Genomic DNA, 23,029 nt, shown 5'->3' with positions numbered 1-23,029 from the left:
GGCCCAGAACCTTTGCCCTCGATGTGTTGCCTGCCCTCCTAAGTACCTACCTGCCAGCCCAAGCGCGCACTTCATATAGCGCTCAAACTGGCTGCTTTGTTCCAGTCGGGTTCTTCGTTCGACCAATGGTGGTCGACGTTACTGGAACGTTTTAACGTTGCACGGTTCTTAACCGTGTCATTTGCAGGAACACCCATAACATGTCCACTCAAATCCACGCACAGGATGCTATCCGCACCCTAACCAACGCTTTTGCCCCGATGAACTGCCTGATCATGGCCGCTCGCAAAGGCTGCTTCAGCTTCACCCTGGTCAACGAACACGGCATCGCCCGTCACAGCGAACGCCTGTACCCCGATCAGTACTCCAGCGCCGAGCCGCTGCAGGCCGTGATCGAGCGTACTCGTCAGGCACTGGTTGCCTGAGACGCCAGAAAGGCTGAAACCCCAAAGGCCCCGCCCAAAAGCGGGGTTTTTTATTGCCCGGAATTCCTCGATTAAGCGAAACGGCGTAAGTACCAAGGGATATAACAGTTATAACCGTTCGTTGAAGATGTTTTAAAAACAGTCCTTTACAACGCAAATATGACACTAAACTTCAAGTCAAGCGGCATGATCCGCTTCCGGCGGGGCCTGGACCGATCCACCGCTGCCAAGCCCACACTCTTCAGGCTCCGCCCATTTCACACTTCGAGGGTTTTATGGGTATCGCTGCCAGCGAACTGTGTCGATATGTGATCCGCCCGACGCTCCTCTACCTTGAGCGTCACAGTGCAACGGCGGAATCCTTGTTGTTGGGTATTGCCGCCAGCCAGTCCGCCCTGGGTTCAGCCCTGCATGATCGCCGCGGGCATGGCCTGTATCGCATTACCGAGCCCCGACACCAGGCACTCTGGGACCATTACCTGGCGCTGGACCCAGAACGTGCCAGCCTGGTACGCGGCCTGGCCAGCCAGCACGCCTTTCTCAGCGGTCCGCACCTGGAATTGACCGTCAACCTGCGCTATGCCACTGCCATTGCCTGGCTGCTGGTGGAGGAACAGAACACTCCGCTTCCCGAAGCCGATGACCTGCTTGGCATGGCCCGCATCTGGCGACAAACCTTCCACCCCCAAGGGCGCCTGCGAGATTTCACCTGCGCCTGGCGAAGCTGTGTTTCATCACTGAATCAGGTCGCTTGCTGATGGGAAATTTGGAAACTTCCTGCAACGGTCGCGAATCTGGTCGGATTGTCCTACAAAACCCCTCTAAATCAAGCGATACGGGCTATAGCGCTTGCACGAAAATGTTGGTAATTTTCGCCCCGGTGATCATCAGGAGTTCTAACAATGAAAAAAATCATGCTCAAAACCACCCTCGGCCTTGCCGTCACCTTGGCATCCACCCAACTTTTCGCCAGTGGCTTTGCCTTGAACGAACAAAGCATCAGTGGCATGGGCACTGGTTTCGCAGGTCGTTCTTCCATTGCCGATGACGCCAGCACCGTTTTTGGCAACCCTGCCGGCATGTCGCGCCTCAAGCGCCAGCAAGTCACCGGTGGCTTCGCCGCCATTGATGCCTCCACCGATATCAACGATGCCAGCGGCACCCAGTCCGGCACCAACAAGGGTGACATGGTCCCGCTGACCGGCGTTCCGATGGGCTATTACGTCAAGCCTATCGATGATCAGTGGGCTTTCGGCCTGGGTGTCTACGCACCGTTTGGCTTGATCACCGATTATGAAAACGGCTTCCAGGGTCGGAGTTTCGGCAGCAAGAGCGAAGTGAAAGTCGTCACTTTCCAGCCAACCGTCAGCTATGCCTTCAACGACAAGGTATCGATCGGTTTCGGCCCGACCATCAACCGTATTTCCGGCTCCCTGGAATCGCAGTTGGGCGTACCGGGCCTGCCCGAGGCCGGCGTAGAGATCAAGGGTGACGACATTGGCTACGGCTATAATGTCGGCGTGCTGGTCCAGGCAACCGACACCACTCGTGTCGGCTTGACCTACCATTCCAAGGTCAAGTACAAGCTTGAAGGCCACACTGAAGTGAACCCGGGCGCCGGGATGCCTGCCTTCCTGCTTACCGACGGTCGCTACGACGCTTCGCTGGACATCACCACGCCTGAGTCGGTGGACTTTTCGGTCACTCAACAAATCAATGATGCCTGGACCGTCTATGCCGGTAGCACTTGGACTCGTTGGAGCCGCCTGAAAGAAATCACGGTGGAAAACGAAGGCACCAGCAGCGGCGGTGGTTTACTGAACCCGTCTCTCGGCACCATCACCGAAGAACAAAACTGGCACGACACCTGGGCCTACGCCATCGGGACTTCCTACCAGTTGAACAAACAGTGGGTACTGCGTACCGGCCTGTCTTTCGACCAGGCGCCCACCAACAACGCCGACCGCTCGCCACGCATCCCTACTGGCGACCGGACCATCTTCAGCCTCGGTGCCGGCTGGAGCCCAACCGACGATCTGACCATTGACGTGGCGTATTCCTACCTCAAGGAAGAAAAAGTCAAAGTCAGTGGCAGCAATGCTCTCAACCAATCCTACAACGCTGAATACGAAAACAGCGCCAACGGGTTTGGTGTCGGTGCAACCTACCGCTTCTGATGGTGCACGGCGAAGCTGAACGCCTCGCCGCTGAAACGAAAAAAGCCCCGCACTCTGCAAAGAGCCGGGGCTTTTTCGCGGCTGGCGGTCAGGGTTTCGAAGCGATGGCAGCTTCTACAGCCTTGATCAACTCAGGATCATCGGGCTTGGTCCGGCTGGAAAAACTGGCGATGACCTTGCCCTGTCGGTCCACGACGTATTTGTAGAAATTCCACTTCGGCGCACCGGACTGTTCGGCCAAGTGCCTGAACAACGGGATGGCATCCGCGCCGCGCACCGGTTGTGGTTCGGTCATGGTGAAGGTCACGCCGTAATTGACGTAGCAGACCTTGGCGGTTTCAGCGCCGTCCTTGGACTCCTGCTTGAAGTCATTGGACGGCACACCCAGCACTTGCAGCCCTTGGTCCTTGTAGCGCTGGTTGAGCGCCTCAAGACCTTTGAATTGCGGGGCGAACCCACAGAAGCTGGCAGTGTTGACCACCACCAGCGGCTTGCCGGCGAAGCGCTGGCACAGATCGATGGTTTCCTTGGCCCGTAGCTTGGGCAACGAACCCTCCAGCAACGGTGGGCAACCAGCGGCCCAGACTTGCCCGGTCACAGCCAGCAACAGGGTGGGAACAGCAAACCAGCGCATCAACATGTCGATTTTCCTTAAAAGCACGTCAGACCAAGACGTTACTCGCAGCGTCCGACGCCGTCCATTGTCAGCAGTTGCCCATGCCCAACTGCATCAAGGCCAATCCGCCCTGATGCCAGCCCCACCAGGCGAACGCCAGCAGCAGGCCGGCACCGGCAGCGATCAACCACGGACCGATGCGACTCATGCTGCGCCTGCCTGGACTTGCAGGCGCGCCACCGGACGTTCACGTACTGGCCAGTTCAACGCCGCCGCCAACAGGCTGAGCAGGATCGACACCTGCCAGATCAAGTCGTAGCTGCCGGTGCGGTCGTACACCACCCCGCCCAACCAACCACCGAGGAACGAACCCAATTGGTGGAACAGGAACACGATCCCACCCAACATCGAGAGATTTCGTACACCAAACAAGGTCGCTACCGTGCCGTTGGTCAACGGTACCGTCGACAGCCACAGCAAGCCCATCGCCATGCCGAACAGGTACGCCGTGGTGGTGGTCACGGGCAGCCACAGGAACAAGCCGATCACCACCGCCCGCACCAGGTACAACCCGGTCAGCAGGCGTGGCTTGGACATGCGCCCGCCCAGCCAGCCGGCCGTGTAGGTGCCGAAGATATTGAACAACCCGACCAGGGCCAGCACGGTGGTGCCGACGCTGGCTGGCAGATGTTGGTCCACCAGATACGCCGGCAAATGCACGCCGATGAACACCACCTGGAAACCGCAAACGAAAAAACCAATCGCCAGCAGCCAGAACCCCGAATGGCTGCACGCCTCACGCAAGGCTTCGCCCAGGGTTTGCTCATGGCCGGCGACCGGCAACGGCGCGTCCTTGAGCATGCTCACCAGCGGCACGATCAACGCCACCAGCAACCCCAGCGCCAACAACGCCGCCGACCAACCGAGCCAGCCGATCAGCCCCAGCGTACCGGGCAGCATGGCGAACTGGCCGAAGGAACCGGCGGCACTGGCGATACCCATGCCCATGCTGCGTTTTTCCGGCGGCACGGCCCGCCCGACCACACCCAGAATCACCGAGAACGACGTGCCCGACAGGCCGATACCAATCAAAAGACCCGCGCTCAACGACAAGGACCATGGCGAATCAGCCATGCCCATGAACACCAGGCCCAGCGCGTACAGCACACCGCCGATCAGCACCACTTTCGCCGCACCGAAGCGGTCGGCCAGCGCCCCGGTGAACGGCTGCGCCAAGCCCCAGATCAGGTTCTGCAAGGCAATGGCAAAGGCGAACACCTCACGGCCCCAGCCGAACTCGGCACTCATGGGCGCCAGGAACAGGCCGAAGCCATGCCGTACGCCCAGGGACAACGCCAGGATCAGCGCGCTGCCCACCAGGACCCAACCACAGGTACGCCACATCGATGTCATTCTTGTTCTCCGGTCGCGGGTATATACCCACTTATCATCGAACGAACCGGCTTCACGCCAGTTCATCCAGCAAGGCCAGCAAGGTCGCACGCTTTTCGGCGCCCAGCTTATCAATCAGTTTCTGCTGCGCCGCTTCCCAGGCCGGCAACGCCGCCGCCAACCGGGCCTGCCCCGTCTCAGTGAGCACGACGATGCGGTTACGCAGGTCTTCCCCCTCGGCCAGCGCCACCAGCCCTTCGCCTTCCAGCACACGCAGATTACGACCCAGAGTGCTGCGGTCCAGGCCCATGGCTTCGGCCAGGGAAGAAATACTCGGCTGGTCCAGGCGCGCCAGGTTACTCAACAAAGAATACTGGGCAACGTTGATCCCGAAGCCGTCGAGGGCGCCGTCGTAATACCTGCTGACGCCACGCGCGGCGCGACGCAGGTTGATGCACAAGCATTGGGAAGGAAGCATGGTGCGTGTATATACCCGGGGTTGATTGAATGCAAATTTAAATGGCGATTTTCACTTATGCCATGTTCCCTAGCCTCGCTTTCTCCTGGTTTTTTGCTTGGTCAGGACAAACGGAATCGTCAACCAGACGGAAATAAATCCCACAAAATCAGGCGCTTTGGCTGACAGCCTTTTCAACCATTACTCATTAGAGTCCCCCACCTGTAATGTCTGACAGGTTTCAGGTGCTTTGAATCAAGCTATAAACGAAACCGTGCTTTCAGCCCTGCCTGCAGGCTTGAAGACGGGTTGTGCGAACCATGCCATCAAGAAGTGGGAAGATTCCGCCACCCCCACGCCATCAAATAATGATGATGAATGGGAGTTTCAGTCATGTACCACAGCACCGCGATTTCTGGACGTTCGGCGCCATACCAGGACCATTACCACTCCACGGAAAAAAAACCTGCTCAAGCGATCCGACTCACCAATCGGGAGAAGGAATTCCTGCAGTGGAGCGAGGCTGGCAAATCTTCTTGGGAGATTGCCGTCATCGTTGATTGCAGCGAGGCCAACGTCAATTATCACTTCAACAACATTCGCCGAAAATTCGGCGTCAGTTCGCGTCATCTCGCGGGAAAAATCGCGCGCGAACGAGGCTTGATCTGAGCGCTCCGACGGCTTGTCAGCAGCGGTCGGGATGTACTTGACCCCTGTAGAGGCAGCAATGAATCTGAACCACACGCCCGAATGCCGCGACATTTTCGGCCTCAGCACCTGTGACGATACGCGAGTGTCGCACAGGCCTTCTTCGGACAACCCTATACGCATCATCCTTGCCGATGATCACCCCGTCGTGCTGACGGGTATCGAAATGGTCCTGGCGGGGGCTGGGTTTTCAGTGGTTGCCAAGGCTCGCAACGCCGATGAACTGCTCCAGCACTTGGAGCGCACCCCCTGCGACCTGGTCATCTGCGACTATTCGATGCCCGATGGGCAGTTCCCGGACGGCCTGGCCCTGATGGGCTATTTGAAACGCCACTACCGCGCCTGCCCCCTGATCGTGATCACCATGCTACGCAATCCGTCCGTGTTGCAGGCCTTGCTCAATACCGGCGTGAACGGCTTGTTCGATAAACGCAGTCCTTTGATGGAACTGAAACAGGCCATCCTCGGTGTCACTCAGGGGCGGCAGTATGCATGCCCGGCTTTTCTTGAGCTTCTGCGAGGGCAAACCTTGGCCGCCACGCACTCGGACGCCAACCGGGTGAGCCTTTCCGAACGGGAGCTGGAGGTGGTGAGGCTGTTCGTGCACGGGATGTCGGGCAGACAGATTGCAGCCCAGCTCAATCGCAGTGAAAAAACTATCAGCCGACAAAAACGCACCGCCATGGACAAGTTGGGGCTTGGGCATGACGGTGGATTGATGGAGTTTGCTCGGGTGAGTGGGTTAAAGGGTTGACCCCTCAAATCCCGAAACGGCCCACCATCGCGTTTCCCGTCAACTCAGACCCACCCCAACCCCACCAACACCGCTATTTCAAGCAACTCCAGCAACGCCCCGGCTGTATCCCCGGTGCAGCCCCCGAGCCTGCGCAGCATCATCCGCCGCAAGCCAACGAACACCGCGAAAGCAACGGCCAATGCCCAAACGCCGGGCCACCCCGCCACCAGCACACAGCCCAACGCACACACCAACAACACCCATCCACCCGCGCGCCGGGGCAGATGATCGGCAAGCGCTTGACCCAACCCGCCGGCGCGCACGTAAGGTGTGCTGAGAAACAGGCCAAGCAACGCCGCACGCCCCAGCACCGGCACGATGATCAAGGCCAACGCTTGCCCCTGCTCGATCAACGCCAGCAGCGCGGCGAACTTGAGCAGCAGCACCAACACCAAGGTGATCACCGCAATGGGTCCGCTGCGCGGATCCTTCATGATCAGCAGCGTGCGTTCGCGGTCACCAAAACCGCCCAGCCAGGCGTCGGCGCTGTCGGCCAGGCCGTCGAGGTGCAGGCCTGCGCTGAGCAACACCCAGGCCGTCAGCAACAGCGCGGCGTGGAGTAGCGACGGTGCACCCAGCAGCAGTGCATTGAGCAGCCACAGCAAAGCACCGAACACCAGCCCCACCAATGGATAGAACAGCAGCGAACGCCCCAGTTGTTCGGGCTCGGGCATGCCAGGCAGGCGCACCGGCAGGCTGCTGAGAAATTGCAGGGCGATCCAGAAAGGCAACATGGTCAATCCGCCTCTTCGAGCACTGGACCTGCCGACACGGTCAGGGAGAACAGTGCGCCATGGGCGACTTCGACGTTGAGCAATTGCTCCCTTGGCAAGCCGCGGGCCTGGGCCAGCAGCAGGCGCATCACGCCGCCGTGGCTGACCAGCAAGACCCGCTGACCGGCATAAGCCGCGTGCAAGCGTTTGACCGCTGCCAGGACGCGGCTGGAAAACGCCAGCACCGGCTCGCCTTCGGGGGGCGTAAAGGCATAGGGATCGGCCCAGAACTGGCCCAGTGCTTCGGCGTCGGCGTCCATCAACGCCGCTGCGCTACGACCTTCCCAAGCGCCGAAATGCAGCTCTTGCAGGTCCTTGTCCAAGTGCACCGGCACGCCGAGTCGGGCGCCGAGTTGTTCGGCGAAACGGGCGCAACGCTGCAACGGCGAACTGACCAGCCGATCCCAGGGCCCGCCGTCTATGACTGCCGCGTACATTTGTTCCCAGCCCTTGGCAGTCAAGGCATCATCGAGGCTGCCGCGCAAGCCGCCACCCAATTCGGTTTCGCCGTGGCGCAGCAGGTCCAGGCGCAAGGTCATGCCGGGCGATCCGCCACGGCCGCTTCGGCAAACGTCGCCATCTGCCCGTGCAAGTCACAGGCCAGGCGCAACAGTGGCACCGCCAACGCCGCGCCACTGCCCTCGCCCAGGCGCAGGCCAAGGTCCAGCAGCGGTTCGGCGCCGAGGGTTTCCAGCACGTGGCGATGGCCCGGCTCGGCGCCGCGATGGCCGAACAGCAACCATGGCCGGCATCCGGGATTGACGCGTACCGCCACCAGAGCCGCGACACTGCAGATGAACCCGTCCACCAGCACGGCGACGCCTTGCTGGGCACAGGCCAGGTACGCGCCGGCCAACGCGGCGATTTCAAAACCGCCGAGGTTGAACAGGGTCTGCAACGGGTCGTCGCGTTGGGCTGCGTGCAGCGCCTGGGCCCGTTCGATCACTTGGGCCTTGTGGCTGACACCCGCCGCGTCCAGCCCGGTGCCCGGGCCGACCAGATGCGCCACCGGGCAATCGAGCAAGGCACAGGCCAGGGCGCTGGCTGCCGTGGTGTTGCCGATGCCCATCTCGCCGCCGATGAACAAGTGCGTCCCGGCCGCAACGGCACGCAGCACACTGTCGCGGCCGGCTTGCAGGGCTTGCTCACCCTGGGCCACGGTCATCGCCGGGCCATGGAGGAAATTCGCCGTGCCAGGGCCGACGCGCAGATGCCGCACGCCGGGCAGGTCCAGCGCAGGCGTCACGGTGCCCAGGTCCACCACTTCCAGCGAAGCGCCCAGTTGCCGCGCCAGGACGCTGATGGCCGCGCCGCCGCTGACGAAGTTGAGCAGCATCTGCCCGGTCACCTCCTGGGGAAAGGCTGAGACGCCCTCCGCCACCACGCCATGATCGCCGGCAAAAATCGCGATCCAGACGTGATCCAGGCTCGGCTTGACCTGCCCTTGCAGCCCCGCCAGTTGCACCGCCACCGACTCCAGCCGCCCGAGGGAGCCAGCCGGTTTGGTCAGTTGTTGCTGACGGGCCGTGGCCTGTTCCAGGGCCTGGGTATCGAAGGGCTTGCACGGGTCCAGCCACCAGCGGTGATTCATAACGCAGTACCTTTGAGAGTCAGGGGCAGGCCGGCGACGGTCAGCACGACGCGCTGACACCGTTCGGCCAAGGCTTGATGCAGCCAACCGGCTTCATCGACATAACGGCGAGTCAACTCGCCCAGGGGCACGACACCCATGCCGGTCTCGTTGCTGACAAAAATGATCTCCCCGGGCAGCGCGGCGAGGCAGTCCAGCAGCGCTTCCCGCTCGGTGTTCAGCCGCTCGGGGTCGTCGAGCATCAGCAGGTTGGTCAGCCACAGGGTCAGGCAATCCACCAGCAGGCATTGTCCGGGGGCGGCGTTTTCTTGCAGCACCCGGGCCAGGGCCAAGGGTTCTTCCACCAGCGCCCATTCGGCCGGGCGACGGGCTCGGTGTTGGGCGACCCGTGCGTTCATCTCGCCGTCCAGGGGTTGGCTGGTGGCGATGTAGGTCACTGGCCAGCCTGTTTCGACCGCGAGTTTTTCCGCCAGGCGGCTTTTGCCGGAGCGGGCGCCGCCGAGGATGAGTTGGAGCATGATGTTTTTTACCTTTCAGATGGCGGTGTTGCTGCCGGCCTCAAATCCACAGAGTTCACGCAACAACCCAGTGTCCAAATGCCGCTCCACCAGATCCGCCAGCCGCTCGATGTCCCGTTCGCGCAAGCCGTGGTAATCCACCGTCTGCACATCCTGCAACCCGGCCCAACGCAACAACGCGCTGCAGGCCTGGGGAGACTCGAACAGCCCATGCAGGTAGGTGCCGAAAATCTGCCCATCGAGACTTTGCGCGCCGTCGCAACGACCGTCTTCCAAGTACACCGCTGCGTGTTCCAGTGCCGGGCCGGTGGTTACCCCGGCGTGAATCTCATAGCCGCTGACTTCAGCCTCTTCCAAGGCCAATCGCCCGCGGACATTGCGCAATTGTTTCTCATGTTCCAGCGTCGTTTCGAGATCCAGCAAACCCAACCCGGCACTGGAGCCCGCCGCGCCTTCCAGCCCCAGCGGGTCGTGGACCTGCTGGCCGAGCATCTGCAAGCCGCCGCAAATGCCCAACAGCTTGCCGCCATAGCGCAGGTGCCGTTGGAGCGCGCTTTCCCAGCCGTTGGCACGCAGGTAGGCCAGGTCGCTGCGCACGCTTTTCGAACCGGGCAGGATGATCAGGTCGGCCGGCGGGATGGGCTGGCCCGGGCCGATGAATTGCAGGTCGACCTGTGGGTGCAGGCGCAACGGATCGAAATCGGTGTGGTTGCTGATGCGCGGCAACACCGGCACCACCACCTTGAGCAGCTGTTCGACCTTATTGGCCTGGCGCTGGTCGAGGCCGTCCTCGGCTTCCAGGTGCAGGTCCATCACGTAGGGCAGCACGCCCACCACCGGTTTACCAGTGCGCGCCTCCAGCCAATCCAGACCCGGTTGCAACAAGGCGATGTCGCCGCGAAAACGGTTGATGACGAAACCCTTGACCCGCGCCTGCTCACTGGGCGACAGCAATTCCAGGGTGCCGACGAGATGGGCGAACACCCCGCCGCGATTGATGTCGGCGATCAGCAGCACCGGGCAGTCCACCGCTTCGGCAAAGCCCATGTTGGCAATGTCGCCAGCACGCAGGTTGATCTCCGCTGGCGAGCCCGCGCCCTCCACCATCACTACCGGATAGGTCGCGCTCAAGCGCGCGTGGGAGGCCAGCACCGCTTGCATCGCGATGGCTTTGTAATCGTGATAGGCCACGGCATTCATGGTGGTCACGGCGCGACCGTGGATGATCACCTGGGCGCCGGTGTCGCTGTTGGGCTTGAGCAGCACCGGGTTCATGTCGGTGTGCGGTTCGAGGCCGGCGGCCTGGGCCTGCACCGCCTGGGCGCGGCCGATTTCACCGCCGTCAGCGGTCACGGCGCTGTTGAGCGCCATGTTCTGCGGCTTGAACGGCACCACGCTGACACCCTGGCGGCGGACCCAGCGGCACAACGCCGTGACCAAGGTACTTTTGCCGGCATCGGACGTGGTGCCTTGCACCATCACAGTGGTCATCGAATGTCCTTGGTGTAGGCCTCGAAGGCCTGTTCGAGGCGCAGGAATTCGCTGTCGTCGGCTGGCAGTCCGAAGCGCAGGCTGCTGGTGTTGGTAAACAAGCGCAGGAGAATGCCGCGATGGGCCATGAAATCATGAAGCCCCAGGGCGTGTTCGGTGACCAGCCATTGGAACAACCCGCAGCCGCCCTGCGGCTTGAAGCCGTGGCGTTCGAGCATCAGCGCCAGGCGTTGGCTGGTGGCTTCGCAGCGTTGGCGCTGGTAGGCGTGGGCATCAGTGTCCAGCAAGCACGCCTGCCCCAGCACGCGGGTCGGCCCGCTGACCACCCACGGCCCGACCTGTTCGGCGAGCAACTTGAGCAAGCGGCGCTCGGCCAGTACAAACCCCAGGCGAACCCCGGCCAGGCCAAAGAACTTGCCAAACGAGCGCAGCACGATCAACCCGACCAGATGGGTGTGCGCCGCCAGGCTCAGCGCCGGCGTGACGTCCATGAAGGCTTCATCCACCACCAGCCAGCCACCGCGCTGGGCCAGGCGCCCATGCCAGTCCAGCAAGCGCTCGGGTGCAAGGCTCAGGCCCGTGGGATTGTTCGGATTGACCACCACCAGCACGTCGAGGCTGTCGAGAAAAAAATCCACCTCCGACTCCAGCACTTCGCGCACGATGTAGCCGCTGCGGCGCCAGGCTTCGGCGTGCTCGGCGTAACACGGCGACAAGACACCGACCTTGCCGGCCCGGCGCAGGCGCGGCAACAGCTGGATGGCCATTTGCGAACCGGCCACCGGCAACACATCCAACGCACCGTAGTAGTCGCAGGCGGCCTGTTCCAGGCCGTCATCGGTTTCCGGCAGGCGCGCCCAGGCCCGCAGGGGAATCGCCGGAACCTCGAACGGCCAAGGCGCCAGGCCGCTGGACAAATCCAGCCAGTCAGCCTCGGCGATGCCGTATTGCCGGGCTGCGTTACGCAGGCGTCCACCGTGCTCAAGCATAAAACTCAGCTCCCAGGCAGAGAATCAGCAGCCATAACCATACGCCGCGCTGGACCAATTGCCAGCCGCGATCGATGGAATCCGCGCTCGCCGGCACGCCTTCGCCGAGCGGCGGACGTTGGTGCAGTTCACCGTGATAAATCGCCGCCCCGCCCAACTCCACACCCAGCGCACCGGCACCGGCGGCCATGACCGGCCCGGCGTTGGGGCTGTCCCAGGTCGGGCCCTGGCTGCGCCAGCACTTGAGCGCCAGGCGGGTCTTGCCGAGCAGCGCGTAGGTCAACGCCACCAGGCGCGCCGGAATGTAGTTGAGCACATCGTCAATCTTTGCCGCCGCCCAGCCGAAGCGCTCGAAACGCTCGTTGCGATAGCCCCACATGGCATCGAGGGTATTGCTCAGGCGGTACAACACCACACCGGGCGCGCCGGCCACGGCGAACCAGAACAGCGCGGCGAACACCGCGTCGCTGCCGTTCTCCAGCACCGACTCGGTGGCGGCGCGGGCCACGGCGGTTTCGTCCAGCTCGCGGGTTTCGCGGCTGACCAGGTAGCCGACACGCAGGCGCGCTTCGTCCAGATCGCCACTGCGCAGCGCCTGGGCCACCGGTTCGACATGTTCGCCGAGGCTGCGCAGGCCGAGGGCGCAGTACAGCGCGAGGATCTCCACCAGCCAGCCAACCATGGGCGCCCAAGACAGGGCCGTGGCGAGCAAGGTCAACGGCACCACGGCGATGATCCACGCCGTCACCCCATGGCTGCGCCAGCCGCGCCCACCGGAGTTGAAACGTTGTTCGATCCGCGAGGCAAAACCGCCGAACGCCACCAGCGGATGCCCGCGCCGGGGCTCGCCCAGCAGCGCGTCCAGCGCCACCGCGGCGACCGTGAGCAAGGCCACACTCATGGGCGCACGCCCCACTGGTTTTCATAGAGCAGTTCATTCAGCGAACGCGGTTGCGCCCAGCCTTCCAGGGCGAGCATCGGCGCCGGGTAAAAAGCCTCGACCGGACCCAGGCAGAGTATCGCCAACGGCTTGGCGCCCGCTGGCAGGCCCAGCAGATCGGCCAGGGCCTGGGGATCGAACAACGACACCCAGCCCATCCCCAAGCCTTCGGCGCGGGCCGCCAGCCACAGGTTCTGGATCGCGCAGGACAGCGAGGCCAGGTCCATTTCCGGCAAGGTCCGGCGACCGAAGATGTGCCGCTCGCGATCCTCCATCAACGCCGCCACCAGCACCTCGGCGCAGTCGTTGATGCCTTCGACCTTGAGCTTCATGAATTCATCGCTGCGCTCGCCGAGGGCCTCGGCGGTGCGGATGCGTTCTTCTTCCACCAACTGCTGGATGTTCCCGCGCAAGGCGCGGTCACTGATGCGGATAAACCGCCAAGGTTGCATCAGGCCGACGCTGGGCGCCTGGTGCGCGGCTTCCAGCAGCCGGCGCAGCAAGGCCGGTTCAACCGTGCCACCGCTGAAGTGGCGCATGTCACGGCGCTCGGCGATGGCGCGGTAGATTGCGTCGCGTTCAGCCTGGGAGAAAGCGTTGTCGGTCATGGCCTTTTCGCGGCCTCAAGGTCAGGCGCAAACAGCGCGGCAATCGCCCTCGGATTCGACGGAAAATAAAAATGAACATAGGAAGCCGTCATCCGCCCTTGCCGAAACACCGCTTCTGCTCCACGCCCGCCGTTGGGGCTATGGCCACGGGCAATCGGTTCAAGTTCGGTGCTGGTCAGCGAATGATGATAGGTATGCCCACGCAAGATGCCTTCCGGCAAGTCCACCGATTGCAGCGCCAGGGCCGCCAGACGCTTTTGCATCTGCGCATCCCCCGCCAGCAAACCCAGTAGTTCGGCGGACACGCCTTCAACGTCGGTCAATGAGTCCAGCAAATACAACATGCCGCCGCATTCGGCGAGCAACGGTTTGCCGGCTGCATGGTGGGCACGGATCGCCGCCAGCATCGGCGTGTTCCGGGCCAACGCAACGTGGTGCAGCTCTGGATAACCGCCGGGCAGATACAGGCTGTCCGCCTCGGGCAGTTCGGTGTCATGGATCGGCGAAAAGAAGCTCAACTGCGCGCCCATGGCCCGCAACAGATCCAGGCTCGCGCCATAGGTGAAGGCAAACGCTTCGTCCCGGGCCACGGCGATGCGCACACCGTCGAGCCATGGCTGCGGGTCGATCACCTCAGGCGCGGCGAACTCCACCGCCGGCGGCAGCGCCACTTCGCAACTGCCGGCCAAGGCCTCTGCTGCCGCGTCGAGGCGCAGGTCGAGGTCATTCAACTCGCTGGCCTGGACCAGCCCGAGGTGGCGGCTGGGCAACTCGATGCCGGTTTCCCGGGACAGCGCGCCGTACCAGCGCAGGCCTTCGGTCAGGCTGCCTTCGAGCAACTGCGCGTGGCGCAAGGTGCCAACGCGGTTGGCCAAGACCCCGGCGAACGGCAAGTCCGGCTGATACCGGGCCAGGCCCAGGGCCAGGGCGCCGAAGGTCTGGGCCATGGCCGTGCCATCGATCACCGCCAGCACCGGTACACCAAAATGTCGCGCCAGGTCGGCGCTGGACGGGGTGCCGTCGAACAACCCCATCACCCCTTCGATCAGGATCAGGTCTGCTTCGGCGGCGGCTTCCCACAACAACCGACGACTTTCCTGCTCGCCGACCATCCACATGTCCAACTGATAGACCGGCGCGCCGCTGGCCCGCTCGAGAATCATCGGATCGAGAAAGTCCGGGCCACACTTGAAGACGCGCACCTTGCGCCCCTGGTTGCGATGCAAACGGGCCAGGGCGGCGGTGACGGTGGTCTTGCCTTGCCCCGAAGCCGGAGCGGCGATCAGCACCGCCGGGCAATGGCGACTCGTCATGGACGTGTCACTCACAGCTCGACGCCTTTCTGCGCCTTGATGCCGGCCTGGAACGCGTGCTTGACCATGCCCATCTCGGTGACGGTGTCGGCCAGCTCGATCATTTCCGGCTTGGCGCCACGACCGGTCACCACCACGTGTTGCATCGGCGGGCGGGCCTGGAGATCGCTGAGGACCTGATCGAGGTCGAGGTAACCGTGCTTGAGGGCGATATTGAGTTCATCGAGCACCACCAGGCCAACGGAAGGATCGCCGAGCAACTGGCGCGATACCGCCCAGGCCGCTTCGGCGGCGGCGATGTCGCGCTGGCGGTCCTGGGTTTCCCAGGTGAAGCCTTCGCCCATGACATGAAAACGCACCTGCTCCGGGAAGCGGCGGAAAAACAATTCTTCGCCCGTGCTGTTGCGCCCCTTGATGAACTGCACCACACCACACTGCATGCCGTGGCCCATGGCCCGGGCGAGCATGCCGAACGCCGAACTGCTCTTGCCCTTGCCGTTGCCGGTCAGCACCAGCAGCAGGCCACACTCGTTCGGCGAGTTGGCGATGCGCTCGTCGATCACGGCTTTCTTGCGCAGCATGCGCGCCAGGTGGCGTTCGTCGCGATCCGGGGTGTCGGTCATGGGGGAGCTCTCCGTTGGGCTTGGATAACGGCGGGCGGGCACAAAAAAAGACGGCAACAAGCCTGGCATCGCCCACCGTGATGCCGTTGGATGAATCAGGCCGGTCTCCGGGCTCATGAGCGGCGTGATGCCGGGCTGCGCGCCTTCCCATGTCCATGGACACAGTGGCCTGTAGGCAACCTTGACTCATTTACCGTTGCGGGGGCAGCGCCGGGTTCGTGTGCACTCACCGGCTTCCCTGTTTCACTCTGTCGGCCACGGCCACAGAGCACCTGAAACAAGCGGCGAAGGTTAGAGGGTTGGGGGTGGAGCGTCAATTAAAGCCGCCACGGGTCCAGCGCTGTTTATTGGCCGGGATCAATGGAATGACGTCAATCTTGTGTCACGCTGAGGGAAGTGATATCAAAGCGGCATCACGACCCGATATCACAAGAACAAGAGGGCAATGTATGCAAGGCATGATCATCAGCAATCCAAAACTGGAATTCCTGCGTCCGGTGCTGGAACGTTGGTTTGACTGTATCGACCGCTACAACGCCGTGCGCGGCGATAACGACACGCCTTACTGGTTCGATGAACGGGCCAACCTGGGCCTGCTGTCGGCCGCGGCCTGGATGGCCGAGATGGTCACGCTGCAGGATGCCCCGACCCGCAAACAGAATGAAGAAGGCGAACGCAATGTCAGCGCCGATCTGTTTATCGCCAGTACCGAGGAGCGCACCTTCATCCAGGCCACCCAACGCTGGCCCAAGGTCAGCAACCTGAACCTGACCCAGCCCCTGCAGGAAGCCGCCAGCGATGCCAAGCGCATCAGCTATGCCAGCGACCTGAAGCTGGGTTGCCTGTTCGTCTCGCCGCAAAAAGCCCAGCAGAGCGCCACGCCCGAAGAACTGCAGGACATGATCGACGACCTGCAAAAGGAAAACACCTGCGCCGTGGCCTGGTATTTCCCCTACGCCTACCGCAAGTTGCGCAATGAAGCCGGCTTCTATCACCCCGGCATCGCCGTCCTGTTCAAACAGGCCCACGGCTGACTCATTCAAGAACTGTGGGAGCTTGCTCGCGATAGCGGTACGCCTGGCAACATCTATCTTGACTGTCACGCCGTCATCGCGAGCAAGCTCGCTCCCACAGGGTTTCGCGTGCAGTTTGAACCATCCGTGCGTCTACGCTTCTCTATGAATAACTCCATGCATTCATAGGGAAGCCAGCATGCTCAAGCCACCCCATCTCCTGATCGTCGCCCTTGCCGCCGGGCTTGTCGCTTGTGGCGAGTCGTCCACCCTGCAAGTGTCCGACGGCACCGGTCCCGCGCCGAAGCTGCCTGAACCGAACAAGACCCTGGTGCCTACCGTCAACATCGCCGAAGCCGTCGGCTGGGCCAGCGGCGCCAAACCCACCCCGGCCCCAGGCCTGCAAGTGGTCGCCTTCGCCGAAGGGCTGGACCATCCGCGCTGGCTCTATGTGTTGCCCAATGGCGATGTGCTGGTGGCCGAAACCAACGCCCCACCCAAACCGGACGATTCCAAGGGCATCCGCGGCTGGGTGATGAAAAAGGTCATGGGCCGCGCCGGTGCCGGCGTGCCCAGCCCCAATCGCATCACGCTGCTGCGCGACGCCAATCATGACGGCGTCGCCGAAACCCGCACGGTGTTCCTGGAAAATCTCAACTCGCCGTTCGGCATGACCCTGGTGGGCAATGACCTGTACGTGGCCGACACCGACCGGCTGATCCGCTTCCCCTATAAGGACGGTGACACGCAGATCAAGGCGCAACCGACCAAGGTCGTCGATTTGCCGGGCGGCACGCTCAATCATCACTGGACCAAAAACGTCATCGCCAGCCGGGACGGCAGCAAGCTGTACGTCACCACCGGTTCGAACAGCAACGTCGCGGAAAACGGCATGGAGGCCGAAGAAGGTCGCGCCGCCATCTGGGAAGTGGACCGAGCCAGCGGCAATCACCGCATATTTGCCTCGGGCCTGCGCAACCCCAACGGCCTGGCCTGGGAACCCCGCAGCGGTGCCCTGTGGACGGCCGTGAACGAGCGGGATGAAATCGGCAGCGACCTGGTGCCGGACTACATCACTTCGGTCAAGGACGGCGCGTTCTATGGCTGGCCCTACAGCTACTATGGGCAGCACGTCGATGTGCGGGTCGAACCGCAGAATCCGGCCCTGGTGGCCAAGGCCATCGCCCCGGATTACGCCGTCGGCCCTCACACCGCATCGCTAGGCCTGACCTTCGCCGAAGGCAGCCGCTTGCCTGCACCCTTCACCGAAGGGGCGTTCATCGGGCAGCACGGGTCCTGGAACCGTAAGCCCCACAGTGGTTATAAAGTGATTTTTGTACCGTTCACTGGCGGCAAGCCCGTGGGACAACCCGTGGATGTGCTCACCGGTTTCCTGAACGCCGACGAAAAAGCCCAGGGCCGGCCGGTGGGCGTGGTGATCGATCAACAGGGTGGGTTGCTGGTGGCTGATGATGTGGGGAACAAGGTTTGGCGGGTGTCGGGTAAATAACCCACCACCAAGACTTGTGAAGGAACCCTGTTTGGTCCGGGGACATGGTGAACCCCGTGGCGAGGGAGCTTGCTCCCGCTGGGCTGCGAAGCAGCCCCTGCTTCTGGCGGTTGCTGCGCAACCGAGCGGGAGCAAGCTCCCTCGCCACAAAAGCTTTCTAGCACTGCAAACGTTGAAGGGTCAGGGATTGCGCGCCAAATGCTCCGGCTGCAGCACCCGCTTGGCGCCCAGGTAAGCCTTCTGCCAATAGGCCTTGGACAAGCTGTCGAGCTTGACCGTGCCACCGGTGGCCGGTGCATGGACGAAACGGCCCTCCCCCACATAGATCCCGGCATGGCTGACCTGGGAGCCGCCGTTGGTGGCGAAGAAAATCAAATCACCTGTCTGCAACGCCTCCTTGCCCACATCCGGGGCGCGCATGCCGATCATTTCCCGCGTGGAACGTGGCAGGGAAATACCCGCCGCATCGCGGTAGACGTAACCAATCAAGCCGCTGCAATCGAAACCCGAATCCGGCGTATTACCGCCCCAGCGATACGGCGTCCCCACCAAACCCAATGCCCGGAACAGCACATCTTCGGCGGCAGGGGAAAAGGTTTGTGAGGGGGCAAAGACCACCGGAGCCCGCACGGGAGCTGGCGGTGGAGTGCGGCTGGCGCAAGCGCTGAGCAGCGCGGCGAGGAACATGAGAGCGAGACGGGCCGACGTCGACATATGCAGAACAATCCTGATCTGGATGCGGCTTTTCTGCCGTGGGCATGAAAACAAATCCGCCTGCGGAGTACGCAGGCGGATTGCCATCAAACAATGATCAGGATTCTAGCGGCTATACGACAAACTTCAAGTAAGACTTTAAGTTTGCCTTACAAACTGTGTGCTTACTTGCGGGCAGTGACCACAGTCGGCGCCATGGCGAGGGCGCGCTTGGCTTCGATGAAGGTCTTGCTCCAGTAGCTGTCGCCCAGGCTGTCGATCCGCACGCCACCGCTGCGGCGGCTGCTGGAATGGATGAACTGGTTGTCGCCCAGGTAGATACCGGCATGGCTGACGCGACCGCGACGACCGTTGGTGCTGAAGAACAGCAGGTCACCGGGCTCCAGTTGGTTGCGAGCCACCAGTGGGGCGTTCACGTTGATCATTTCGCGGGTGGAGCGCGGCAGGTTCATGCCGGCCTCTTCGCGGAACAGATAACCGATGAAACCGCTGCAATCGAAGCCAGCTTCAGAGGTGCCGCCAAAACGGTAGCGGGTACCGATCAACGACATCCCACGTTCCAGGATGCTGTCAGCCAATACTGGAAGCTGGTAAGGCTTGCTGCCGGCGAAGGCTGCGAGCTCTTTGTCGGAGGCCATTTCTTCCTGGAACGCAACGGAGGAAGACTGGGCGGTAACAGAGTTCTTGACCTGTGGTTGTTGCTCTTGCTGGGACACTGGGGAGTGGGCAGCGCAACCAAACAACAGGGTAACGAGTGCGAGAGGCACGAGGGGTGCGAAGCGATTTAGCATGGGCACGACCGTGGCTGAAGTAGTAAAGATGGCGAGACTATGCCTTCTATCAACCTCATTTGCAAATTCAATCGATGCAAATGTGACTTCTCGGTTTTACACTTACATCTAAGCGCTTAAGCCCGACCTGAGCGGGTTACAGCCCTACAGCCCAGTAAAACCGCGGGCTTCACCGGGTCCAGAAGAGGCTTTAAGCCATCATCGGGCGACAGCTTTACCAGCCCAAAGTTTCTTTCAAAAAAGGAATGGTCAGCTTGCGCTGGGCCTGAAGGGAGGCCTGGTCGAGGCGTTCGAGCAGTTCGAACAACGCGCTCATGCTGCGGGTGCCACGGGTGAGGATGAAATGCCCGACTTCGTCGGTCAGGTGCAGGCCACGCCGGGACGCGCGCAGCTGCAAGGCACGAAGTTTGTCTTCGTCGGAAAGCGGACGCATCTGGAAAATCAGCGCCAGGGTGAGACGGGACTTGAGGTCCGCCAGCTTCACCGGCAGCTCCCGTGGCGATGTCGACGCGGCGATCAACAAGCGCCGACCGCTGTCGCGCAACCGATTGAACAGATGAAACAGCGCCTCCTCCCAATCAGCCTTGCCGGCCACGGCCTGGAGATCGTCCAGGCAGACCAGTTCGTACTGCTCAAGGTTGTCGAGGATCTCAACACCGCGGTCAAGCAATTCGGCCAACGGCAGGTACACCGCAGGTTCGCCCAATTGTTCGAACCGCAGGCACGCGGCCTGCAACAGATGCGTGCGCCCTACCCCGTCCTTGCCCCACAGGTAGATCAGGCTTTCGGTCCAGCCGGCGTCGGCTTCGCAAAGCCGCTCGACATAGCCGAGTGCAGCGGCATTGGCGCCTGGGTAGTAATTGATAAAGGTGGCGTCATCACGCAGACGCACACCTAGGGGCAGCTGAATCGGTTTCATGCTGACTGAACAGTTCCAAAGGAACCGTTAGTGGCCTCTGTGTAAAGTTCGCAAAGTTTATACCCGTGACACGGACCGCACAATGCGCCGGACCACGAGCAAAATCAAAGGTTTGCAGCGGCAAGAGGACAGAGCGTCGGTTTCCCTGACGCTCCGCCAACGATTTGCCCTACAGGTCGGGGTCTTCAGCGCCGCTATAAATGTCCGAATCCTTGTACAAATCATGCATATGGCGCACCAGCACCATGATCACCGCCGCCACCGGCAGCGCCAACAGAATCCCGGTGAAGCCGAACAACTCTCCCCCAGCCAGGATCGCGAAGATCACCGCTACCGGATGCAGGCCAATACGATCGCCCACCAGCAGCGGCGTCAGCACCATGCCCTCCAGCGCCTGACCGACCATGAACACCGCGACGATGCCCACCATCGGGTACAGGTCGCCGCCGAACTGGAACAATCCGGCGATCAATGCCGCGCCAATACCAATCACAAAACCCATGTACGGCACGATGGCGGCCAGGCCGGCGATCAGGCCGATCAACAGGCCCAGTTCCAGCCCTACCAGCATCAGCCCTGCGGCATAGATGAAACCCAGGGCCACCATCACCAGCAGTTGCCCGCGCACGAACGCCCCCAGCACTTCGTGGCATTCGAAGGTCAAGGTCATGATGCGTTCTTCACGGTGACGCGGCAGCAGGCTGCGGATCTTGGCCATCATCAAGTCCCAATCCCGCAACAGATAAAAGGCCACCACCGGAATCAGCACCAGGTTCGCCAGCCAGCCGATCAACGCCAGGCCCGAGGCCGTGGCCTGGCTCAACACCACGCCAACGATGTCGGTGGTCTGGCCCATGTGCTCGCTGATGGCCGCCTTGACCTTGTCGAACTTCCAGAAACCGTCCGCCAACCCCAGCTTCGATTGCACCCACGGCATCGCGCTGTGCTGCAACCAATCGAGCATCTGCGGCGCCAACTCGTACAGGCGCAACAGTTGCTTGGCGAGCATCGGTATCAGCACCAGCAACAACGCGCTCACAATCAAGGTGAACAGTGCAAATACCGCCACCACGCCCCATGTGCGCGACAGGCCGAGTTTTTCCAGGCGATCCACCACCGGATCGAACAGATAGGCCAGCAGCAGCGCAACCAGGAACGGCGTCAGGATCGGATGCAGCAAATAGATAAGGGCGAACAGCAGGGCAACCCCACCCAACCAGAACCAACGCCGCGTATCGCCCATGAACCACTCCTAGCTATATAAAGAAAGAAAACCTACCAGCGGAACCGCAGATTGGCTGCCGGCGCCGGCACAGGTGCTGCAACCGGGGCCGAGCCATCGGCGGCGGGAGGCGCCACTGGCGCTGGCGCGACGGCCTCGCCGGGCGGAATTTCCTGAAGTTTCGCCAGGGCCAGTTGCGCCTTCAACTGCTCGGCGCTGCCGTTGACTCGATAGACGATCCGATCACCCTCGACCTGCTGCAACTGCCCACCAAATGGTTCGAGCAAACGCCCAAGCGCCGCATACCGCTCAAGGTTCATGCCCTGCACCTCCAGCAACTGTTCAGTCGCCACGCCCGGCTTGGCGACGAAGCGCGGCGCCAGGCGCTGGTTCACCGCCAACATCACCGCGTCAGCCAATGCGGCCGGATCGGCGCCCTGGGCCGTACCCTGCTCACGCTGATCGCCCAGCCACAGGCGCCAGGCCCCATTCCACTGCCCGCCCTCCTCCTTGGCGTGGACCGCCAGCAAGGCGTCTGTCGCGTAGCGCTCCGAGGCATCGCGCAAAGGCGCCGGGTCGCTGCCTTCCAGGTTTGGTGCGGTGGCAACGATCTGCTCGCTCAAGTCCGCCAGCGGCAGGTGCAACGCCAGCCCCCGATGCTGGGCGGCACGCCGCAATGGCGTGGCGCTGGCCTGGCCATCGCCCACCAGGCTGGAGCCCTCGGCTGAGTCGTTCAGCCACCAACTCAGGATCGATGGCCGGTTCGCACTCCACAGTGACAAGCCTGCCGAGCGCAATGCCCGGTCGGTACTCGCCGGGTCGAAGTCCACCTTGAGGCTTTCCGGCGGGCCGGCGTCGTAGCCATATTGAAGAATGATCTGTTGCGGGTCCTTGCGGATCGCCGCCAGGCCAGGATTCTGGGCAGCCTTGGCGTCGCCGGTCAGGCGCAGCACCAACGTGTCCAGCGCACGCAGAGTCGCCTGGTTACGCTCTTCCGGGGTCTGGCTGCTGACCGGCTCGAGCACTTGATACAGGCCATTGACGGTTTCGGCATGGCTCGCCAGGCTGATCAGCGCCAGGCAGCCCATAGACAAGAATTTGAACAAACGCATGGAAGATTCCCGGACATAACGGCTGGAACAGGCCGTGTAAAGAAGATTGAGCATGGCTGTGACCACAACACCCGGCAAAACATTCACACGCCCGATGGAAGTTTCGCATGGTCATCACCATAGCCGGTTACCGCTACACCTTATACAGACGCGCTACGCAGTACCAATATAAGAAATATCGGTTTTTTTCCGTGGATATGTCCCTGCCCGTCGGCGCGAGGATGGCCGCTGCCCCTCAAGCCTGATAAAATCGCGCGCCTTCGCAGACCGGCAATGGCTGGGCTCCCGGAATAATTCGTACAACGGTTATTCAATGGTCCCGGCGTCGGTC

General features: G+C 62.2%; 25 protein-coding genes and 1 riboswitch. Of the genes, 7 read left to right on the top strand and 18 right to left on the bottom strand.

Annotated elements, in window-relative coordinates; genetic code table 11:
• The first annotated feature begins 200 nt into the window (after window positions 1-200).
• From BLT00_RS11520 to BLT00_RS11510, 3 genes are all read left to right on the top strand, one after another.
• The gene (locus BLT00_RS11520; protein WP_003204606.1) at window positions 201-425 is read left to right on the top strand and encodes a hypothetical protein; all 225 of its coding nucleotides are present in this window, start codon (window positions 201-203) and stop codon (window positions 423-425) included.
• A 275-nt stretch (window positions 426-700) separates the two neighbouring features.
• Window positions 701-1,183 (top strand): hypothetical protein, encoded by a 483-nt coding sequence (locus BLT00_RS11515; RefSeq protein ID WP_063324774.1) that lies wholly within the window; start codon window positions 701-703, stop codon window positions 1,181-1,183.
• A gap of 144 nt (window positions 1,184-1,327) precedes the next feature.
• Entirely contained in the window at window positions 1,328-2,602 is a 1,275-nt protein-coding gene (locus tag BLT00_RS11510; protein WP_063324773.1) for an OmpP1/FadL family transporter, read from the top strand.
• 88 nt (window positions 2,603-2,690) lie between these two features.
• Here BLT00_RS11510 and BLT00_RS11505 read toward each other — a convergent pair whose 3' ends face one another.
• The 3 genes from BLT00_RS11505 to BLT00_RS11495 all read right to left on the bottom strand — a co-directional run bounded on the left by BLT00_RS11505 (window position 2,691) and on the right by BLT00_RS11495 (window position 5,088).
• Entirely contained in the window at window positions 2,691-3,242 is a 552-nt protein-coding gene (locus BLT00_RS11505; protein ID WP_092145316.1) for a glutathione peroxidase, read from the bottom strand.
• A 180-nt stretch (window positions 3,243-3,422) separates the two neighbouring features.
• Window positions 3,423-4,631 carry an MFS transporter gene (locus BLT00_RS11500; protein WP_092145314.1) on the bottom strand — a complete coding sequence of 403 codons (1,209 nt, stop codon included), beginning with the start codon at window positions 4,629-4,631 and terminating at the stop codon, window positions 3,423-3,425.
• Window positions 4,632-4,683: 52 nt separating this feature from the next.
• A complete protein-coding gene (locus BLT00_RS11495; RefSeq protein WP_063324770.1) occupies window positions 4,684-5,088 on the bottom strand; it encodes a MarR family winged helix-turn-helix transcriptional regulator in 405 nt (134 codons plus the stop codon).
• A 372-nt stretch (window positions 5,089-5,460) separates the two neighbouring features.
• Between BLT00_RS11495 and BLT00_RS11490 the strand changes: the two genes are divergently transcribed.
• Window positions 5,461-5,736 carry a response regulator transcription factor gene (locus BLT00_RS11490; protein ID WP_063324769.1) on the top strand — a complete coding sequence of 92 codons (276 nt, stop codon included), beginning with the start codon at window positions 5,461-5,463 and terminating at the stop codon, window positions 5,734-5,736.
• 58 nt (window positions 5,737-5,794) lie between these two features.
• Window positions 5,795-6,529, top strand: coding sequence for a response regulator (locus BLT00_RS11485; protein WP_256572769.1), 735 nt, complete (start codon window positions 5,795-5,797; stop codon window positions 6,527-6,529).
• A gap of 44 nt (window positions 6,530-6,573) precedes the next feature.
• Here the strand turns inward: BLT00_RS11485 and BLT00_RS11480 are convergent, their stop codons facing one another.
• The 10 genes from BLT00_RS11480 to cobO are packed head-to-tail and all read right to left on the bottom strand — an operon-like array spanning window position 6,574 to window position 15,417.
• The gene (locus tag BLT00_RS11480) at window positions 6,574-7,305 is read right to left on the bottom strand and encodes an adenosylcobinamide-GDP ribazoletransferase (RefSeq protein WP_092145310.1); all 732 of its coding nucleotides are present in this window, start codon (window positions 7,303-7,305) and stop codon (window positions 6,574-6,576) included.
• A 2-nt stretch (window positions 7,306-7,307) separates the two neighbouring features.
• Complete coding sequence (gene cobC / locus BLT00_RS11475) at window positions 7,308-7,883, bottom strand: alpha-ribazole phosphatase family protein (protein ID WP_092145308.1); 576 nt, start codon at window positions 7,881-7,883, stop codon at window positions 7,308-7,310.
• Window positions 7,880-8,935, bottom strand: coding sequence for a nicotinate-nucleotide--dimethylbenzimidazole phosphoribosyltransferase (gene cobT, locus BLT00_RS11470; RefSeq protein WP_092145306.1), 1,056 nt, complete (start codon window positions 8,933-8,935; stop codon window positions 7,880-7,882). Before cobT ends, cobC begins: the two co-directional genes overlap by 4 nt.
• Window positions 8,932-9,453, bottom strand: a complete 522-nt coding sequence (gene cobU / locus BLT00_RS11465) for a bifunctional adenosylcobinamide kinase/adenosylcobinamide-phosphate guanylyltransferase (protein ID WP_092145304.1) — start codon at window positions 9,451-9,453, stop codon at window positions 8,932-8,934. The genes cobT and cobU overlap by 4 nt, the downstream gene beginning before the upstream one ends.
• A gap of 15 nt (window positions 9,454-9,468) precedes the next feature.
• Window positions 9,469-10,944 carry a cobyric acid synthase gene (locus tag BLT00_RS11460; RefSeq protein WP_092145302.1) on the bottom strand — a complete coding sequence of 492 codons (1,476 nt, stop codon included), beginning with the start codon at window positions 10,942-10,944 and terminating at the stop codon, window positions 9,469-9,471.
• Window positions 10,941-11,933: a threonine-phosphate decarboxylase CobD gene (gene cobD, locus BLT00_RS11455; protein ID WP_092145300.1), complete on the bottom strand. Its 993-nt coding sequence runs from the start codon at window positions 11,931-11,933 to the stop codon at window positions 10,941-10,943. The genes BLT00_RS11460 and cobD overlap by 4 nt, the downstream gene beginning before the upstream one ends.
• The gene (gene cbiB / locus BLT00_RS11450) at window positions 11,926-12,834 is read right to left on the bottom strand and encodes an adenosylcobinamide-phosphate synthase CbiB (protein WP_092145298.1); all 909 of its coding nucleotides are present in this window, start codon (window positions 12,832-12,834) and stop codon (window positions 11,926-11,928) included. The genes cobD and cbiB overlap by 8 nt, the downstream gene beginning before the upstream one ends.
• Window positions 12,831-13,481 carry a 5,6-dimethylbenzimidazole synthase gene (gene bluB / locus BLT00_RS11445; RefSeq protein ID WP_092145296.1) on the bottom strand — a complete coding sequence of 217 codons (651 nt, stop codon included), beginning with the start codon at window positions 13,479-13,481 and terminating at the stop codon, window positions 12,831-12,833. Before bluB ends, cbiB begins: the two co-directional genes overlap by 4 nt.
• Window positions 13,478-14,794, bottom strand: coding sequence for a cobyrinic acid a,c-diamide synthase CobB (locus BLT00_RS11440; protein ID WP_092145340.1), 1,317 nt, complete (start codon window positions 14,792-14,794; stop codon window positions 13,478-13,480). The genes bluB and BLT00_RS11440 overlap by 4 nt, the downstream gene beginning before the upstream one ends.
• Before the next feature lie 11 nt (window positions 14,795-14,805).
• Window positions 14,806-15,417, bottom strand: a complete 612-nt coding sequence (gene cobO, locus BLT00_RS11435) for a cob(I)yrinic acid a,c-diamide adenosyltransferase (protein ID WP_072346504.1) — start codon at window positions 15,415-15,417, stop codon at window positions 14,806-14,808.
• An 80-nt stretch (window positions 15,418-15,497) separates the two neighbouring features.
• A riboswitch (cobalamin riboswitch) is annotated at window positions 15,498-15,708 on the bottom strand.
• A 158-nt stretch (window positions 15,709-15,866) separates the two neighbouring features.
• Here cobO and BLT00_RS11430 point away from each other — a divergent pair.
• A complete protein-coding gene (locus tag BLT00_RS11430) occupies window positions 15,867-16,451 on the top strand; it encodes a hypothetical protein (RefSeq protein ID WP_092145294.1) in 585 nt (194 codons plus the stop codon).
• Window positions 16,452-16,629: 178 nt separating this feature from the next.
• A complete protein-coding gene (locus BLT00_RS11425; protein ID WP_063324757.1) occupies window positions 16,630-17,940 on the top strand; it encodes a PQQ-dependent sugar dehydrogenase in 1,311 nt (436 codons plus the stop codon).
• A 180-nt stretch (window positions 17,941-18,120) separates the two neighbouring features.
• Here the strand turns inward: BLT00_RS11425 and BLT00_RS11420 are convergent, their stop codons facing one another.
• The 5 genes from BLT00_RS11420 to BLT00_RS11400 form a co-directional block, all read right to left on the bottom strand.
• The gene (locus BLT00_RS11420; RefSeq protein ID WP_092145292.1) at window positions 18,121-18,654 is read right to left on the bottom strand and encodes a C40 family peptidase; all 534 of its coding nucleotides are present in this window, start codon (window positions 18,652-18,654) and stop codon (window positions 18,121-18,123) included.
• 164 nt (window positions 18,655-18,818) lie between these two features.
• The gene (locus BLT00_RS11415) at window positions 18,819-19,445 is read right to left on the bottom strand and encodes a C40 family peptidase (protein WP_003204649.1); all 627 of its coding nucleotides are present in this window, start codon (window positions 19,443-19,445) and stop codon (window positions 18,819-18,821) included.
• 214 nt (window positions 19,446-19,659) lie between these two features.
• Window positions 19,660-20,364, bottom strand: coding sequence for a DnaA regulatory inactivator Hda (gene hda, locus BLT00_RS11410; RefSeq protein WP_003178999.1), 705 nt, complete (start codon window positions 20,362-20,364; stop codon window positions 19,660-19,662).
• Window positions 20,365-20,533: 169 nt separating this feature from the next.
• Window positions 20,534-21,607 carry an AI-2E family transporter gene (locus BLT00_RS11405; protein WP_072346498.1) on the bottom strand — a complete coding sequence of 358 codons (1,074 nt, stop codon included), beginning with the start codon at window positions 21,605-21,607 and terminating at the stop codon, window positions 20,534-20,536.
• A 32-nt stretch (window positions 21,608-21,639) separates the two neighbouring features.
• Entirely contained in the window at window positions 21,640-22,698 is a 1,059-nt protein-coding gene (locus BLT00_RS11400; RefSeq protein ID WP_092145290.1) for a DUF2066 domain-containing protein, read from the bottom strand.
• Between the last annotated feature and the right edge of the window lie 331 nt (window positions 22,699-23,029).

It is taken from the genome of Pseudomonas sp. NFACC51 (assembly GCF_900103575.1).
In the GTDB taxonomy this organism is placed as follows: Bacteria; Pseudomonadota; Gammaproteobacteria; order Pseudomonadales; family Pseudomonadaceae; genus Aquipseudomonas; species Aquipseudomonas fluorescens_Q.
The sequence above is the reverse complement of the archived record's forward strand: the minus strand, read 5'-3'. Positions and strand labels throughout refer to the sequence as shown.